The organism is Globicatella sanguinis, assembly GCF_002847845.2.
Lineage (GTDB): Bacteria > Bacillota > Bacilli > Lactobacillales > Aerococcaceae > Globicatella > Globicatella sanguinis.
This window is the reverse complement of the sequence record NZ_CP126962.1, coordinates 2,363,559-2,380,806: the sequence shown is the minus strand read 5'-3', so window position 1 is coordinate 2,380,806 and position 17,248 is coordinate 2,363,559. Positions and strand designations below refer to the sequence as shown.

General features: G+C 35.2%; 17 protein-coding genes. 7 read left to right on the top strand and 10 right to left on the bottom strand.

All coding sequences use genetic code 11. From position 1 onward, the window contains the following. Position 1: 1 nt before the first annotated feature. From hflX to CYJ72_RS10510, 3 genes are all read right to left on the bottom strand, one after another. On the bottom strand, positions 2 to 1,246 hold the full coding sequence (gene hflX, locus CYJ72_RS10520) for a GTPase HflX (protein WP_284629788.1): 1,245 nt from the start codon (positions 1,244 to 1,246) through the stop codon (positions 2 to 4). After that, positions 1,243 to 2,199, bottom strand: coding sequence for a tRNA (adenosine(37)-N6)-dimethylallyltransferase MiaA (gene miaA / locus CYJ72_RS10515; RefSeq protein ID WP_284629787.1), 957 nt, complete (start codon positions 2,197 to 2,199; stop codon positions 1,243 to 1,245). Before miaA ends, hflX begins: the two co-directional genes overlap by 4 nt. A 358-nt stretch (positions 2,200 to 2,557) precedes the next feature. Continuing rightward, complete coding sequence (locus CYJ72_RS10510) at positions 2,558 to 3,664, bottom strand: helix-hairpin-helix domain-containing protein (RefSeq protein ID WP_066126566.1); 1,107 nt, start codon at positions 3,662 to 3,664, stop codon at positions 2,558 to 2,560. 252 nt (positions 3,665 to 3,916) lie between these two features. On the opposite strand from CYJ72_RS10510, the gene CYJ72_RS10505 reads away from it, so the two are divergent. The 4 genes from CYJ72_RS10505 to CYJ72_RS10490 are packed head-to-tail and all read left to right on the top strand — an operon-like array spanning position 3,917 to position 6,864. Continuing rightward, positions 3,917 to 4,690 carry a threonine/serine exporter family protein gene (locus CYJ72_RS10505; protein WP_284629786.1) on the top strand — a complete coding sequence of 258 codons (774 nt, stop codon included), beginning with the start codon at positions 3,917 to 3,919 and terminating at the stop codon, positions 4,688 to 4,690. Beyond that, entirely contained in the window at positions 4,691 to 5,143 is a 453-nt protein-coding gene (locus CYJ72_RS10500) for a threonine/serine exporter family protein (RefSeq protein WP_066126571.1), read from the top strand. It begins immediately after the preceding gene. After that, positions 5,136 to 5,378 (top strand): DUF1858 domain-containing protein, encoded by a 243-nt coding sequence (locus tag CYJ72_RS10495; RefSeq protein WP_284629785.1) that lies wholly within the window; start codon positions 5,136 to 5,138, stop codon positions 5,376 to 5,378. Before CYJ72_RS10500 ends, CYJ72_RS10495 begins: the two co-directional genes overlap by 8 nt. Next, positions 5,371 to 6,864, top strand: a complete 1,494-nt coding sequence (locus tag CYJ72_RS10490) for a DUF438 domain-containing protein (RefSeq protein ID WP_284629784.1) — start codon at positions 5,371 to 5,373, stop codon at positions 6,862 to 6,864. Before CYJ72_RS10495 ends, CYJ72_RS10490 begins: the two co-directional genes overlap by 8 nt. Positions 6,865 to 7,171: 307 nt before the next feature. Here the strand turns inward: CYJ72_RS10490 and CYJ72_RS10485 are convergent, their stop codons facing one another. From CYJ72_RS10485 to CYJ72_RS10455, 7 genes are all read right to left on the bottom strand, one after another. Continuing rightward, complete coding sequence (locus tag CYJ72_RS10485) at positions 7,172 to 7,915, bottom strand: class A sortase (protein WP_284629783.1); 744 nt, start codon at positions 7,913 to 7,915, stop codon at positions 7,172 to 7,174. A gap of 440 nt (positions 7,916 to 8,355) precedes the next feature. Then, positions 8,356 to 8,904: an NADPH-dependent FMN reductase gene (locus tag CYJ72_RS10480; RefSeq protein ID WP_284629782.1), complete on the bottom strand. Its 549-nt coding sequence runs from the start codon at positions 8,902 to 8,904 to the stop codon at positions 8,356 to 8,358. 20 nt (positions 8,905 to 8,924) lie between these two features. Then, positions 8,925 to 9,359, bottom strand: a complete 435-nt coding sequence (locus CYJ72_RS10475) for a MarR family winged helix-turn-helix transcriptional regulator (RefSeq protein WP_284629781.1) — start codon at positions 9,357 to 9,359, stop codon at positions 8,925 to 8,927. A 592-nt stretch (positions 9,360 to 9,951) separates the two neighbouring features. Next, the gene (locus CYJ72_RS10470) at positions 9,952 to 11,241 is read right to left on the bottom strand and encodes an ABC transporter permease (protein ID WP_284629780.1); all 1,290 of its coding nucleotides are present in this window, start codon (positions 11,239 to 11,241) and stop codon (positions 9,952 to 9,954) included. Continuing rightward, positions 11,234 to 12,139, bottom strand: coding sequence for an ABC transporter ATP-binding protein (locus tag CYJ72_RS10465; protein WP_101813504.1), 906 nt, complete (start codon positions 12,137 to 12,139; stop codon positions 11,234 to 11,236). Before CYJ72_RS10465 ends, CYJ72_RS10470 begins: the two co-directional genes overlap by 8 nt. A 308-nt stretch (positions 12,140 to 12,447) precedes the next feature. Continuing rightward, positions 12,448 to 13,830: a L,D-transpeptidase family protein gene (locus CYJ72_RS10460; RefSeq protein WP_284629779.1), complete on the bottom strand. Its 1,383-nt coding sequence runs from the start codon at positions 13,828 to 13,830 to the stop codon at positions 12,448 to 12,450. Between the two features lie 111 nt (positions 13,831 to 13,941). Next, positions 13,942 to 14,403: a hypothetical protein gene (locus tag CYJ72_RS10455; protein ID WP_284629778.1), complete on the bottom strand. Its 462-nt coding sequence runs from the start codon at positions 14,401 to 14,403 to the stop codon at positions 13,942 to 13,944. 244 nt (positions 14,404 to 14,647) lie between these two features. On the opposite strand from CYJ72_RS10455, the gene CYJ72_RS10450 reads away from it, so the two are divergent. From CYJ72_RS10450 to CYJ72_RS10440, 3 genes are all read left to right on the top strand, one after another. Beyond that, complete coding sequence (locus tag CYJ72_RS10450) at positions 14,648 to 15,811, top strand: IS110 family RNA-guided transposase (protein WP_071407955.1); 1,164 nt, start codon at positions 14,648 to 14,650, stop codon at positions 15,809 to 15,811. A gap of 269 nt (positions 15,812 to 16,080) precedes the next feature. After that, positions 16,081 to 16,287, top strand: a complete 207-nt coding sequence (locus CYJ72_RS10445) for a MerR family DNA-binding transcriptional regulator (RefSeq protein WP_101813501.1) — start codon at positions 16,081 to 16,083, stop codon at positions 16,285 to 16,287. 65 nt (positions 16,288 to 16,352) lie between these two features. Continuing rightward, on the top strand, positions 16,353 to 16,862 hold the full coding sequence (locus CYJ72_RS10440) for a hypothetical protein (RefSeq protein ID WP_284629777.1): 510 nt from the start codon (positions 16,353 to 16,355) through the stop codon (positions 16,860 to 16,862). The last annotated feature ends 386 nt before the right edge of the window (positions 16,863 to 17,248 follow it).

Sequence of the window (17,248 nt, the reverse complement as noted above, 5' to 3'; positions counted from 1 at the left end):
TTTAGCGCTCCTTATCTAATTCTTTATCACTACGTCTAAAACCTTTTAAAATATATACTTGATTTTCTTCATCAAATTCCAAGGATTCAATTAAGGTTTTCTGACGATATAATGCTAATAAATCCGCTTCTTGAGGATCCACTTCTACTTCAAATTTTTCACTCGTTCGCACAATTTCTTCCCAGATTTTTTGTTTTAGAGCTTCTACTCCATCCTTTTCTAAAGCTGAAATTGTGACATAGGGGAATAAAGTAGGTTCAAAATTGCCTTCAATTTTATCTTTTTTATTATAAACGGTCAAAATTGGTAAATGATCCATCTCTAATTCTTTGATTAAGTTATAAACGGTTTGTTCATGCATCATACGATCAGCACTGGATGCATCGACGACATGTAAGAGTAAATCAACATAACACATTTCTTCTAAAGTTGATTTAAAAGCTTGAATCAAAGTAGTTGGCAATTCTTCAATAAAGCCAACGGTATCAGTCAAAGTAAAGCCATCATGACCATTAATCGTTAATTTACGAGTTAAAGGGTCTAACGTAGCAAATAATTGATCTTCAACATAAGTATCACTGTCAGTCAATTCTCTTAAAATCGTTGATTTACCAGCATTCGTATAGCCAACTAGTCCAATATTAAACTCAGAACCACTACGTCTTCTTGAACGTGTTAATTCACGGTGATCTGATAATTTAGCTAGTTCTTTTTTTATTTGCGACATCATGGTACGAATATGGCGACGGTCTGTTTCAAGTTTGGTTTCCCCAGGACCACGCGTTCCGATTCCCCCACCTAAACGTGATAAATAATCTCGACGACCTTGAAGTCGTGGTAATAAATAATCGTATTGGGCTAATTCAACTTGTAATTTACCTTCGCGGCTTTTAGCTCGCATCGCAAAGATATCTAAAATTAATTGAATTCGATCGATAACTCTGACACCTAATTGATCTTCGATATAACGATTGGTGCTGGGTGTTAAAGCATTCATCGAAATAACCAAATCAATATCCTCTTTATTAACGGCATCTTTAATTTCACTTAATTTACCACTGCCAACGGCTGAACGAGAATTCAGTCTCGGGAGTTTTTGCGTCATTTCAACAGTCGGAATACCTCCGGCAGTTTCCGTTAATGACTTCATTTCTTTCATCAACACCTGAAATTTTTCATCACTATAATTTTCAGTTTGCACCCCGAAAATTAAGACCTTCTCAGGTCGTTGTTCTATCTCAATCATTGAGTATCCCTTTCCTTTTTTAAATGCGCTGCGATAAGCGGTTGTGCTGCTGGCCAACCTTGCCTTGCATCAATCCAATGAGCGTCTTTTAGTCGATTTCTAAACCATGTCAACTGACGCTTTGCATAACGTCTTGAATTTTGCTTGATTTGATTGATGACTGTCTCTTGGGATAGATGGCCTTCGAAATACGGCCACCACTCTTTATAGCCAATCCCCTTCATACCATTGACTAATTCTCCATCAAATTGTTGGTACATTTGTTTAACTTCTGTTTCTAAACCTTGTTCAATCATTAAATCGACACGTTGGTTAATACGCTCATATAACTGCTCACGAGGCATATCCAGTACTAATAAACAAGAATCAAATACTTTCGCTTGTACTTGATGCTCCTCTTGCTCAGAAAATAATTTACCCGTCGTCGCAATCACTTCGAGTGCACGGATGATCCGTCGTGTGTTTTGCGATGGAATCTTTTGAGCAGCCGCAGGATCTTTTTGGTTTAATAATTCCCAAAAGTCGTTTGCTGACATGGTGGCTGCTTGATTTTCTAAAGCTTTGCGAATTTGATCATCTTCACTTTTATTGCCACCAAAACCAAGTCCGTATAATAAACCTTCTAAATATAATCCGGTACCCCCTACTATGATAGGTAACTTGCCCCGTTGATGAATATCCAAGATAGCTTTCGTCGCAAGTTCTTTAAATTTGGACGCATCAAATGATTCGTCTGGGTTTAAAATATCAAGTAAATGATGAGGTATGCCCTCCATTTCATCGCGAGTTACTTTACCCGTCCCAATATTTAACTTACGGTAAACTTGTAAACTATCTCCATTAATAATTTCCCCATTAAAAGCCTTCGCCATTTCGATGCTTAGGGCTGTTTTACCAACTGCTGTTGGCCCGCCAATGACGACAATGGGAATTTTATTTAATTCACTGGACATTTTACCCCTCCTATCATCAAAGTATAACATTATTATAGCTCATTGAAACATTGAGTCAAACCTTTAATTTCATCAGAAAAAGGCTAAGTAAAGGTTGTTAACCACTTGTATGACCTTACTTAACCTAAATTATTTGTTTTTGATAAATGTTAGTGCTGATTTCATATCAAACTAACGATTACTATCCCAGTCGTTCCATTTAGTCATCACGACTCATCTTAGACTTACCGATAGGTCTCATCTCAAACCGAGTATCTGAGTACTCATCATCTGACGCTAAGCATTGGGATTACTTTAGTCTTTCAGCACTCAGAAACAATCTCACACTAATTGTTGGCGCCTTGACCCAATCAAGCACTTACTCATCATCTAATTCATCTTTAAAGACAACATCATTCGCTTTCAAAATCTCAATTGTTTTAGGACCCACACCCTTGATGGCTAAGACCTCTGCTTCCGTTACCGATAAGAAATCTTCAAATGTTACTAATCCAGCTTTTCTTAACAAGTCGCGTTCTCGAGTGCCAACTTCATTTAAAACAAACCGCCCCTCTTGACGATCTTTTTCAAGTGAACGGGTGGTAACACGATTGAACATTTCTTCGCTGCGTCCTTCAATGACTTGATCAATACGAGTTCGAATATAATCAATTAAAACCATCCCTTTCAAGCCAAATTGCATCAAAATAATGAGATGATTAACAAATTCTTCGTAAGCCGGTGTTGGAAATGGTGCTGGGCCATATTCTTCTATGTCTTCGTCATCATAAAATGAATCATCAAATGATGGGTAAATCGAAAAATCAATATCCATCTCACTTTCAACATGACTTTCAATTAAACCATTATATAAAACGGCATCAATATAATCAGGATTTAATTCGTCAAGCTGTTTAAGCTCCTCATCCATTTCAAGGTATTCTTCATTAATATAATGAGCATATAATTTCGCTAATCGGAAGATTAACAGCTGATCCACCATTGGATACACACTCGCAAAGCGGTCAAATTCTTCTACTAACCCTAGATGAGCTGCTGAGACTACATAAGGGGTTAATGTTTCTGGTAATTCAAAATCTAATTCAGCTTCTAAGTCATCAAAATTATACAGTAAAACATGAAAATAGCGTAAAGCCACTTCATAACGACCAATTGCAAAATTATCAAAAGCTGCAAAAAATACGAGTTGAATCACCGCTTGAAAGTCGCGTTTCTTTTTAACTAATTGAAGATTCTGACTACTTAAATCATCAAAGTAATGCGAAAAAGCTTGTTCTAAATAATTAATTTGTAATAATCTTCTAGGACTATTATGTTGATCTAAGTATGCGATATAACTATGGAGGGTTTTATAATTACTTGCCCTTGGAAATAACCATTCTTTTTTAAAAAATTGACTTTGAACGTTATGATTGTCATTTTTATTATTGACTACTAATTTTAAGTTTCTTTTCTTTTTACTCATAGCATAACTCCTATCCTGGTTATTGATTTTATTATATCAAAATTTAAGCTTCATTACATTATGAAATGCGCTATCTCATTTTAAAATATCCAAGATTCTATCATGAGTACCATCCCATGAGATGCGTTATCTCTCTTTAAAATATTTCCTATTTAATGAAGATGACGCGTGTGAGATTAAAAAATCTCACATTTTACAATGAAATGTGTTAACATGAAACTGTACTTATTATTGTCACATTGGAGGTTCATGATGCAAACAAAATATAAAAAATTTGCTGATGTGGCTGCCCTAGCTGGTCGAATCATGTTAGAAAGCCATGCCGAAAGTTATCGTGTCGAGGATACAGTGCGTCGCATTTTGCAGTTAAGTGGTGCCAATATTACAGAAGTAGTATCCACCACTACCGGTCTTTATATGACTTTAGATGATAGTGACCCTCGTATTACGCCGATTACTCAAGTCCGTCGTATTACTGAACGTGGCAATCATTTAAGAAAAATTTATCATGTCAATAATATTTCTAGAGATCTGGCTAGCGGTGCTATCACTATTGAACAAGCCAAAGAACGTTTGGAATTTATTGATGACTCTGAGTACACTGCCTATAGTAAAGATTTGGCAATTATTTTGATGGTAATTGCCTTTGTTATCTTATTAGGTGGCAATTGGATGGAGGCTCTTATTTCCGTTATTGCCGGCTTAATTGTCGCTTTTTCACGGATTGGTCGCGATTGGTCCGGTATGAATCAATTTATGTATGGTATTTTTTCAACCTCAATCACCGCTTTTATTATTCCGATAGTGGTGTCGTATAGTAAAATCCCGGTTTCAAGTGACATCATTATTATTTCGGCATTAATGCCTCTATACCCTGGAACAGCTTTTATGAACGGTATACGTGATGCCTTAAAAGGCGACTATAACTCCGGCTTAGCTCGGATTGCTGATGCGCTTGTAATTGCGGTTAGTTTAGCAATTGGCGTTGCGATTGGCTTATTCTTATCAAAAGGAGTGATGGGTTAAATGCAATTTTTATTTCAAATTATAGCAGCTTATGTGATTACCATTACGGCATCAATTTTAGTTGAAGCACCAAAAGCGCTTTTATTTAAAACTGGATTTTGCGGTACCATCGGCTATGCCGTTTATTTACTATTACTCGAATCTTTATCTGCACCGCTCGCTACTTTACTGGCTTGTATGACGATGTCGGCGATTGGACAAATCTTTGCCCGTTGGTTTAAAGCACCGGTGACGATTTTTTATATTCCTAGCTTTTTCACTTTAGTCCCAGGGGCTGCAATTTATCAAACAGCTTTCCACTTCATCCAAGGGGATAATGAAGTGATGGCACATTATTTTATTCAAGCTTTATTAATTGCCGGTGCGATTGCTTTAGGTGTTTATCTGGTAGATTCACTATTGGAAATCTATTTTAATATAAAAAGAAAAGTAGGACGAAATGCTCATGAATAATATCATTAATTTAGATCAAACCGTAAAAGATATTTGTACCAATTATCCTGAAGTAAAAGATATTTTAATAGAACTCGGTTTTAAACCATTAGCCAATCCACTCATGTTCAATGCATTAGCTAGTAAAACGACTTTACGAAATGGTGCTCGCATTGCCCGTATTCCGTTGCAGTTAATCATCCAAACACTCCAATGGAATGGCTATGAAATAAAAGGAGCTGATAACAATGACTAAACGTATTGAAATATTAAAAGACATTCTACTACAACTACATCACGGAGCATCTCCCGAATCGGTTCAAGCATTATTTAATGAGCATTTTACCGGTGTCAGTGCTATTGAAATTTCCTTAATGGAACATGAACTCATGAATGGTGACCATGGCATCGGCTTTGAAGATGTGATGAAACTTTGTAATGTTCATGCCAATCTATTTAAGGAAGCGATTCATGAAGTAGCGATTAGCGATACTGAGCAGCCCGGACACCCGGTTCATACCTTTAAATTAGAAAATGTCGCCTTACGAGCTGCTCTGATTCGTGTTAAACGTTTATTAACGGCTATTAAAGAAAGTGATACGGCCGTTGAAGATGGCCTGCTACAAGGTCTTGACCGTCAATTCCAATTATTAGGTCAATTTAAACGTCACTACGACCGCAAAGAAGCTGTTATCTTCCCAATTATGGAGCGATATGGTCATGAAGCACCTCCAAAAGTAATGTGGGGGGTGGACGATGAAATACGTGAATTATTTGATCGCGCTTATCAATCCTTTCAACACTATCCAACGGTTCCAATTGAGACGACTATCGAACAATTTGATATTTTTGAAACTGAATTTTTAGAAATGATTTTTAAAGAAGAGTCTATTTTATTGATGATTTTACTGGAAACGTTTAGTCAAGATGACTGGTTACAAGTTGAGGCTGAAAGTGATGCCTATGGTTATGCCATTATTAAGCCTGAAGCAAAATGGCAACCTGAACGAGTAGACTTTCAAAATCAAGACACAGCAAAGGATGAAAATACCACTGATAACGACATTCAAAATGCTGCGCCAACAGAAGCCGTTTATAACCAAGCTCATGATAATCAGAGTGAAGCTACTACCTCTGAACAAAGTGAAGCCGCTACGCATAAGCAAAATGAAGAAGGTCGCCACCAACAAAGTGCTGGAGTCACTCCGTCGCAAAATGAAGCAACGACACGCACGATCGAAACAGAAGACGGTACCTTTACCATAACCTTTGAACCTAACCAAAAATCAAAGGATACTATCTCTCGCGACCAATTGCTTCCATTTGGCAATGGCCATCTCAGTGTCGAACAAGCTAATTTAATTTTAAATCATTTACCGATCGAACTCACTTTTGTTAATAAAGAAGATATTTTTCAATATTACAATGACCATGTCCCATTTGAAGAGATGTTATTCAAACGTAATCCCGGACAAATCGGACGCAATGTTGAACTCTGCCATCCACCGAAATTAATTGAACGCGTAAAACAAGTCGTTGAAGTGTTACGCAGTGGCCAACAAGATGAGGTTAAAATGTGGTTTAAACGTGATGACCAATTTATCCACGTTACCTATATGGCTGTTCGCAATTCACAAGGCGCATTTGAAGGGGTCTTAGAATTAGTCCAAGATATCCAACCCTATTTTGATTTAGAAACGGACATGTGGCGTGGTATTGAACCACCCAAACCTAAAGCATAAATAACTAAATAATCGGCGTGTTCGCAATTATAGCTCTATGTCAAGTAATGTTGTAAATAGTAATATTTGAGGCTGGGCAAAAAGTCTAGTCCATAAAAAGACAAGGCCATTATCGTAATCGTGATAATGACCTTTTTTATATTTTCTTAAAATTAGTAAAAACCGAGAAACATCTCATCTTTTTGAAATGTTTCTCGGTTATTTTTGAGACTTTTTGCCCAACCAATCTAAAAATTCCGTGACCCACACCATTTGACAAAGAGCCACAATTATTTGCAAACACGCCTACTTTATTATAAAAAGATAATTATTCTGGTACCGTTAAATCTAATTCAAAGGCCGCTAACATATCTTCGGTTGCTTCATTAATGGGGACAGATCTAGTCATTGTCGCTTGTACAATGACCCGTTCCACCAGATCATAATCACATGTAATTAAAGTGATAATCGGTGTTTCCGTTGGATTTAATACTTCCAAAGCAGTCGGGTCTACCCTTTGGATATTATCAATTTGATATTCATAAATATTTTCTAAGTCAGTTAAATAAACCGTCGCACCATACTCAACATTCATTAAAGGTTGGAATAATAAGCCTTCATGAATCGAATGATGACTAGCCAGCGGATAATTTGAAACGCCCATTTCTTGGTCTTCAAATAATGTCCCTGCTCCTAAATACATACCCGCTTCTGAGGTTCCTTTATAGATAGGTAAATTCATTTTAACAGATGGAATCGCAATCGCTCCAATTGTTGGTAAGTCATCCGGATTGACATTTTGCAGAATGACGTCATAAGCATTTAACGCTTGAATATTATCCCAATCAAATGATACATCCGCTAATTTATTTTTTTGAATTTGTTCTGCGGTAATATTACCAATCGCATTTTGAGTTTGCCCTCGTTTAATCATATAATTCTTAATCGGATCCATTGCTAATAACGCAATCGCAAATAAGATTAGCATGACACCCAAAAATGTACGAAAGCCGCCACCTCGTCTTTTACGCCCTTTTTGGTTTTGATATTCTCGCCTAGTTGGTTTAGCCATGATAAGCCTCCTCATTTCACTCTGTCTCTATTTTACACATTATTTTTAAAATTGACATCTTTTATGATTAAGTTTTAATCATTTTAATTGAATCTCTCCATTGATAGTTATTATTTTATCAGATTAAATTGAAAAATCAGCTATCAATGAATGAAAGTTTTATGAAGATAGTGATAAGTTATCGATAACAAAAGACCTGATGGCAAGCAAACTACTTACTATCAGGTCTTTATTTTAGCGGATAAGCATGTTTAAAAGAATCTTATCTGCTCTTCACTTAATTCCAATTCGTATAATGGTATCGGCAATTAATCATGTTATCATACCTTGTGTAATGGCACATCATTATGCCACTTAATATTTTAAAACGCTGGGTAAAAGCATTTTTATTTAGCTATCTACCAGTTATTATTTAATCGAGGGAGTGATTTTTATAATGATTATGCGTTAATTGCTTCAATAACCGCTGCTACTTGAGCATCAAATTGTGCTTGTGCTTCATCCGTTAATACTAATTGTCCGTCAACCCATGCAGAGTCATTGATTTTAACTTCAGTAAACTCATCAATCACTTGTGTACGAACGAATGGTAATAAGAATTTGTAGTTTTCAAACATATTCTCAAAGCCACCTGCACCTGCTGCAGAAACGGTTGTGAATTTATTGTGAATAGCTGATTCACCAGCTGGATTAGCTGGATCTAATGAACGAGATAACCAGTCGATTAAGTTCTTGATAGTTCCAGGAATAGAGAAGTTATATACTGGTGAGAAGAACCAAATAGCATCGGCTGCTGCTGCTTCGTCTCTAATTGCTTGAACTTCCGGTAAAACTGGATTTTCGACGTCTTGATTCATTAAAGGTAATTTTGTGAAGTCTAAATAAGATACTTCTGCTTTTCCTGCTAATGCTTTTTCAGCCATAACTGCTAATTGTTTGTTAAATGAACCTTCACGTAATGAACCTACTACAAATAATACTTTTTTCATAATAAAAAAATCTCCTTCTTCTAATTGAATTGTTTAAATTTCTTCAAGAGTCTAATTAACTCTTGTCTTTCAGCTTCAGTATAAATACTAAATACTTCATCTATAATTTGACGATGTTTAGGTAAAACTTCTTCAAATTTCTGACGCCCTAATTCCGTAATTGAAAATTCAAAACTGCGTTTATCATTCGGACAAACTTTGCGCGTAATATAACCATCACGTTCCATATTTTTAAGAACAACGGTCATATTACCAGAAGTTGCTAAAGTCTTTTCTTTAATTCGATTAATCGTCATATCCCCTAGGACATATAAAACATCTAGTATTCCAAACTGCGTCTGAGTCAGGCCTGCTTCACGAATCGCATCGCCTGTATTCAATTCAACTGTTCGTGCTGCTTGTCTAAAGACAATATTTGCATGAATTGTAGAATTCTTTTTGACTGAAATATCCATTACACATAGCCTCCTTGATGCTATTTATTATTACTAACTAGCAACAAAAACAATATTATACCCATTTGAATGTTCTGTCAATAGTTTGTTTATATTTATTTTTTATTCGAAATATTAGATAAATTTTTTATGTTTGTTAGTTGATTATCATTGAAGAGTAATATTTGATTTTAATCCTTCGTTAGTGGATTGTTATTAAAGAGCAATGGCACCGTCTTTCTGTTCACTTCGTGGAACATACAGACTTAAATTCTTGAGGTTTTCTAATTCACTAAAGTGAAAAGAAAACTCATGCAGAATTTATGCTTAACATTGCTAATAACAATCCACTAACATATTATTTTGCTGAACGTTACTAATAAAGACTAATAAACTAACGTTTAATCATTCCTCCTAATGGAATAATTATATCAAAAAAGATTACCTCAATTGTTTTTGTAACTGGGGAAAGTTACGTGCAACAAATTGGGTAATCTTATTGTAACTTTTATAGCTACTTCGTTAAGGTTCTGTAGCGCTAGCCAAATAACAAAAAAATATCCCTACGGCTGTTAATATTAACAGTCAGTAAGGATAATGAATTCTTTATACATTAATTGTGTTCGCGTTCTGATTTTAACAATTGATAAGAACGTTTTAAGGTCGCGAATAAACCTTTATCACTCGTTACCAAGACATTACTCTTATAGAACATTGCCGATACCCATAAACAAATCACCATAAAGACAATCGTAATGACAATCGATAAGAGGATTTCGGTACTGGTAACCGTTTCGGCCGCTACTCTAAATGGCATGACAAACGGTGTAAAGAACGGTACTAATGAACCAATTTTAACGATGGCATTATTCGTTGAAGCTAAGGCATACATACCGATATAAAAGCCAACAAATCCTAATAAGATTAAGGGTGCTGAAACTTTGTTGACATCTTCAACTTTCGATACTAAAGAGCCTAAGAAACCAGCTAATGATGAATAAGTTAAGATACCAATTAAAGCAAACAGTCCACCGAGTAATAAGTCATTCATCGCTTTAGAAAGCATATCAGAAAGTGAAAACGGTAAGCTTAAAAATGATAAGTCAAAATTCATTTGGTTAAAGACAAATCTTCCAACAAAGAATAACACGACATAGATTGCTAATTGAGTTAAGATAACTAAGCCAATCCCAATCATCTTACCAAAGAAATGTTGTGTTGCTGAAATACTAGACAAGACGATTTCCATGATACGTGAGCCTTTTTCAGTTGCTATTTCTTGAGAAATAATTCCGATATAAATCATGATGAACATATAAACTACAAAACATACAGCATAAGCTAGACCGGTTCTGACGCTTTTTAAATCTTGATCCGCGGTATCAGCTTGTATTTCACCTGACTCGGAGAAATTTAAATTAACTGTTTCAAAGCTGACTTGTTGAGCTTCAATTTCAGCTATTTTCGCTGGATCAATCCCTAAATTTTCAATACTGGTCTGCGTTTGATAGGCTTGTAATACTAATTGAATTTGATTCACATCAATGTCTTTACCTACTTTTTCGCGGTAATATTTACCACTAATAGGTGCTTCCACAGAATCAAAGGTAATAAAACCGTTAATAGCACCCTCATCCAAAGCTGTTTCTGCTTCTTTTTGTGCTTCATAATAAGTGTATTCATTACCTAAGTCCGATTGATTTAAGACGGTTTGAATCTCTTGAGTCGCACCCACAATCCCAATATTACCAACACTTTCGGACTCTTTACTTGAACCGATAAAAAATCCGATTAATCCAATAACGCCAATCATCAAGATAGGACCTAATACCATTGACACAAAAGCCCAAGAAAATACGTTTTTACGATACACTTCACGAATCACAATGCCCATTTTATTCATGACTTTCACCTGCTTTCATTTTGAAAATCTCTTCTAATGTTGGTGCTTGTTGATAAAATACTGGTACATAATTGCCTTTTGTGACTTGATCAAAAATCGCTTTTCCATAAGTTTCATCCGCTATTTCTAATAAATATTGATCAGTATAATGATGTTTAACAGCATTCACACCTTCAAGAGTGGCTAATTGTTCCTCCGTCCAATCTGGGGTTTCAATTAATAGTTTAGTGCGTCCAAATGATTGACGTACTTCTTCAATCCCACCATATAAAACTTGTTTTCCATTATGAATCATGACCAATTTATCACAAATCTCTTCAACATTATTCATATTATGGCTGGAGAAAATAACACAGCTACCTTTATCTTTTAAGGCAACAATCCCTTTTTTCAAGAAGTCAGCATTGACAGGGTCTAACCCACTAAATGGTTCGTCTAAAATAACCAATTTAGGTTCGTGAATTAAGGTCGCAATTAATTGCACTTTTTGTTGATTCCCTTTGGATAGTGATTTTATTTTATCAGTTCTTTTCCCTTTGACATTGAACCGCACCATCCATTCATCGATTTTGTCAATAATATCTGCTTTTTTCATTCCTCTTAATTCAGCAAAATAGACGATTTGTTGTTCAATGGTCATCTTTTCATATAATCCACGTTCTTCTGGTAAATAACCAACCGTATTGTATACTTTATCGGTTAGTGTGACGCCATTCCACAACACTTCTCCATTGCCTTCAGGGGTTAAAAAATCTAAAATCATCCGAAAGATGGTCGTTTTACCTGATCCATTTTGCCCGATGATTCCCATGATAGTGCCAGGTTCAATCGTAAATGAAACATCATCGACAGCAACTAAATCGCCAAATGTCTTTCTAAGATGTTTAACTTCTAACATAAATCTCCCTCCATGACCATTTTGATAGTATAAACATATCACTAATTAAAGGCTGTTTCAATCGATTTCCATTTATAAATTGTAAAATATTGTAAAGTTTTATTAAATATACTAATAGTTATTCACACGGATATTTGATTGATAAAACCGTACAAGACAAGATAAACTTTCGTTGGCAGTTTTATTACATAGCATTTACCTTTTACGCTCATTTTTAGATTACGATAGGTGCTTTGATTTAGAGAATAGCCTAACAAAAAAGACTAAGCTTCACCCTAAAAGGTTTCACTTAGTCGTATTGATTTATTTTAATGGAATACTAGTACCGGTGTACCATACGTAATATTTGCATAGATAATCGCGACTTGATCCAATGGTGTATTAATACAGCCGAGAGAACCATTATTCACGTAGGTATCGCCTCCAAATGACCATTGCCAACTAGCATCATGAATTCCTTGCGCTTGATAGTCAAAACGAATCCAATAATCTACCGGCACTTTATAATCAACTTTTAAAGTCGGATTATAACCAACTAAATTGGTGTCATATAACATTTCAATCACCGCATTAGCGCCAGGAATTGTCTCGGTACCATATTTACCAGATACAATATTAGTGGCAACCAGAACTTCGCCATCTACATAATAATACATCATTTGGTTCGTTAAGTCGATCTCAACATAAGTATTACCAATGTCATCTTTTTCACCTAAACGATTCCCTACTCCATAAAAGGCCATTTTACGAGTGACGTCTTGCCCATTATGAATATCAGCAATGATTTGTTGTACTTCTGTATCCACATCGATTGACCACCCTAAAATACCTGCTGGCACTGTTACTGTTCCTTGCAAAGTACTTTCAAATTGACGGTCCTTACCTTCTGTTGAATACTTATCATTTAAGGCATTAACGTAAGCATAAACCATTTCCTCATCAACATATAAATCATTGTTGGCATCGAAATGAATCCACTTTTGTAACTCTTCACGAGGTATCGTAATATCATCACCAGCCACCTGTAGGGTAATCTTCGTATCTAGAATCCGATTAATATAGTCCATAGTTTTAGTTACTTGTTCGCTATCTTCACCGATATTAGGGTCTGCATAAACCGATTCTAATTCAATCTTGCCAGTATCTTGCTCTAAAGAATCAACAATCGCTGCTGATAATTTATCATAATCTATCTCAGTCCCCTTTTGTCCAGGTTCAACGAAATAGCCTTTATCATCCGAATAATCAATCCCTGCGTCGACAGCTTTTTCTCGATCATCATTCGTAATATTTAATTTATCCAATGCACCTTTGACTTGTTCCGAATCAACCGTTACATTATGTCCTAAAACATTTTTAACTTCAGTGCCGTCAAATAGATTTACTACCCATTGACTTGGATCTTGTGATTCATAGGTTGCTTTTAAAATTTCATCAGGTGCAACTTCTACTCCTAAATCACCTAGCGTAATTTTACCTAATTCTTTACCCTTTTCAGTTAATGTAATTGTTTCCTTATTAATGGCCTCATTGATTTGTTTTTCAGCTTCCGCTAATGTTAAATTACCAATGTTGACCGAGCCATAACTTGTGTTAGGGGTGAATTTTTCGGCATAATAGCCTACTCCACCTAGATAACCTAGACCTAAAGTAATTAGTGAAACAACCCCTGAAATGACTACTTTTTTCAAATTTTTCTCCCCCATCCAATTTATCTCTCATTTACCTTATCACAAAACTCCGAAAAAAGGGAGTAATAAATTGTGAAATATTTATGAATTTCCATGAGGATTGGTTAATGATTACTCATACTCAATCTTAAACAATTCATGAAAAGCTGGATTATCAAGTAAACTTGCATCCTTAATTAAAATGACATGATATAATTGCACATCCATAACTTTCATATAAACTCCCGCTATATCAAATGATTCAAATAAATACCAGTCTTCATTTAATAGCGTACTATCAAAATCCATCAAACGAAAATCCAATGTTAATTGTTCAGGTTCAGCTGCCGTAATATTAGGTAAACTGATAAAATTGACACTGCCATCAATTGCTTGACCAATTCGCTGTGTGCTCTCGAATTCAAGATAATCAAAGGAAGTTCCTTCTATCGATTGCACATTGGTTTGATATTTTTTCTCGAATCGTGTTTTCGTATCGAATGCAGAGTCGAAATAGATGAACGGTAAATACGATTCTTGACTACAAGCGACCAACAATAAAACGGCTGTGAGCAGAATCCAAAATTTCTTCATGGCTAACTCCTTGTATAATGAACACATAGTAAATAGTGTTCTTTTTTTTTACTATATGATAATCATAGGCTTGTGGATTGGTTCTTACTCCTATAGCTTAGACTATTTTATTAAGGCTCCAACCACATTTCTATGTTTATTTGTTTATGAGTTAGATAACGCTAGACGTTTTATCTCGTGCAAGGATACGATACATAGTTTTTGTGGATAACCACAGCCAATTTATTTTAAAGGATGTGTTTTTATGTTGCTTATTGGTATCGATGTTGCTAAGGATAAGCATGATTGTTTTATTTGTGATTCTGATGGGAATGTGATTAGAGATGTCTTTACCTTTTCCAATGATAGGGAAGGCTTTAATCTTCTTTTATCTTTTATGCCAACATCTTCTGAAAATGTAAAAGTGGGGCTTGAAGCTACTGGTCATTACAGCTTAAACTTAATCAATTTTTTGATTGATAATGGCTACTCCCCAGTAGTTTTCAATCCTTTGCAAATTAATCTTTTCAGAAAAGCTCATACGCTTAGAAAGACTAAAACTGATAAAATTGATGCTAAGTTAATTGCTCTTATGCTTTCTTCCAGTGATGCTAAACCCCACTTGGATTTATCTTACCATGTTACGGAGCTTAAGTCACTGACTAGATATCGTTCTAGACTTAAAGATCAATTAGCTAGGCTCAAAATCTCGCTTGCTAGAATCATTGAGATTGTGTTTCCAGAGCTTGAGGATTGCGTTTACTCGATTAATCAAAAATCTACTATGGCTCTTCTTTATGAGTTCCCTTCAAAGGAATTAATCGCAAATGCTCATCTTACTAGGCTTACTAATCTCCTTAAAGATAATTCTAAAGGTAGATATTCTAAGGACAAGGCGTTAGAAATTAGAAATGTTGCGAGCAATTCTATTGGAACTAGTTCTGATGCAAGTAGTTTTGAGCTTGTTCAAACGATTGATATGATTAATTTCTATTCTTCTAAAATGGATGAACTAGATGCTAAGATAGAAGATATTATGATTGAATTAAACTCTCCTATTCTATCTATCCCTGGTATTTCTTACAATCTTGGTTCTATTATTTTAGCTGAGATTGTTGATATCAATCGATTTGATACTCCTGCTCAGTTACAAGCTTTTGCTGGCCTTGATCCAACCACTCATCAGTCTGGAAAATTTATCGCTACGGGTGTTTCTATGGTTAAACGTGGCTCTCCTTATCTTAGATGGGCTATCCTCAATGCTTCTAGGTTAATAGCTATGAGAGATCCTTGCTTTAAAGATTATTATCAGGGAAAGAGAAAGGAAGGTAAACACCACTACGTTGCTCTTACACACGTTGCTAAAAAGCTAATCAGAGTTATATTTAAATTACTTAAAACAAACACTCAGTTTGTTCCTCAAACATAACTTCATTTTTAAAATTGCCTTTTTTCAAGGCTTATTTGCCATGCTCATTTTTATTAGATTGTCTTTTGCTATCTTTCATAAAATTCTTTTGTTTTCTACTTGACTTCATATAGTTAGTCTTTAAAATACGATTAGTAACGATATTATTATATCGGTTTGATTATTAAAACTCAAATAAAAGTCGACATCTTAATAAATTATTTAGACATTTAGGCAAAAATGACAGTATACTATAGTTATTATCAACAACTGAAAGAAAGGAGTATCAAATGAAACAGTATTTATTAACGATTAGTCAATTAGGTAAAATATCACAAACCCATGTTAAAGCTTTGCGTTATTATCAATCCATCGGTATCCTAAAACCGGTATATGTCAATCCGGATAATAACTATCACTATTATAGTTTAGCTCAAGTCACCTTAGTTCAAATTATTAAATTATCACCGAAAATGACGTACCTCTCAAAGAATTAAAACGATACCTCGATGAAAAAGGAGAAACCATTGCCTTAAAAGACTTAATTGATTATGCTAAAGCATTGGTAGAAACTAAGATTGCCAAAGCACAAAAACAATTAGACTATATCCATTATATCCAAGAGGAAATTGAACACTCACAAGAAATCCATCAACAACACGCCTTACACTATGTATTAGATGAGGCTCATTATTGGGTCGAGCCATTTGATGGTCATATATTAAGTGAGGATTATTTTACTAAATTGGTAGCAATTGAAGTTCAACTCAATGAATTAGGACTCTTGCCAGTCAAACGTTTTGGCTTATTGCTCCGCTATGAGTACGGCCAAAAAACGCCTTTTATTTGCTTAAAATTGGAAAAAATGCCCTCCCAACAGCATCCGCAAATTATCACCATCCCGGAACAACGTAATCATATTGAACACGTCTGTTACGAAGATTTAAAGCAACGTATTAGCAAAATAGAGGAGCGATTCCAACCACAATGTATTTTTGTAACAGAAACCTTTGAAGATGACTACGACCTCTTCTCACCTCACTTAGAAATTCAATTTGACGAAGCAGAATGATCGGAATCACCGTCAATCCATAATGAGCTACCGTCACTATTTTTGAAAAATTTTGCTGAATTAGGGCTTTAAGTACTATCAAGTGAGATGCCGCAATTCTTGGGACAAGTGGAGCAAAAATTGACACGCCTGGTACTCATAGTAGTACGGGTGGTGCTCACATTGGCACGGGTGGTGCTATTTGATGGCAATACCTAGAATTGTTGTGATTATTACCAGGTATTTTTAAAAATTAAAAATAATTATCAATTAGGATGCTCATTCTAATAAATTGAAATGAACGGTCAATTAGTAAGATTATTTCTAATAGTAGAATTGAAATTTCTCATCTGCATATTAACGCCGTTACTTTAATAATTAAGCGCCCGGTTCTATTTAGAATCAGG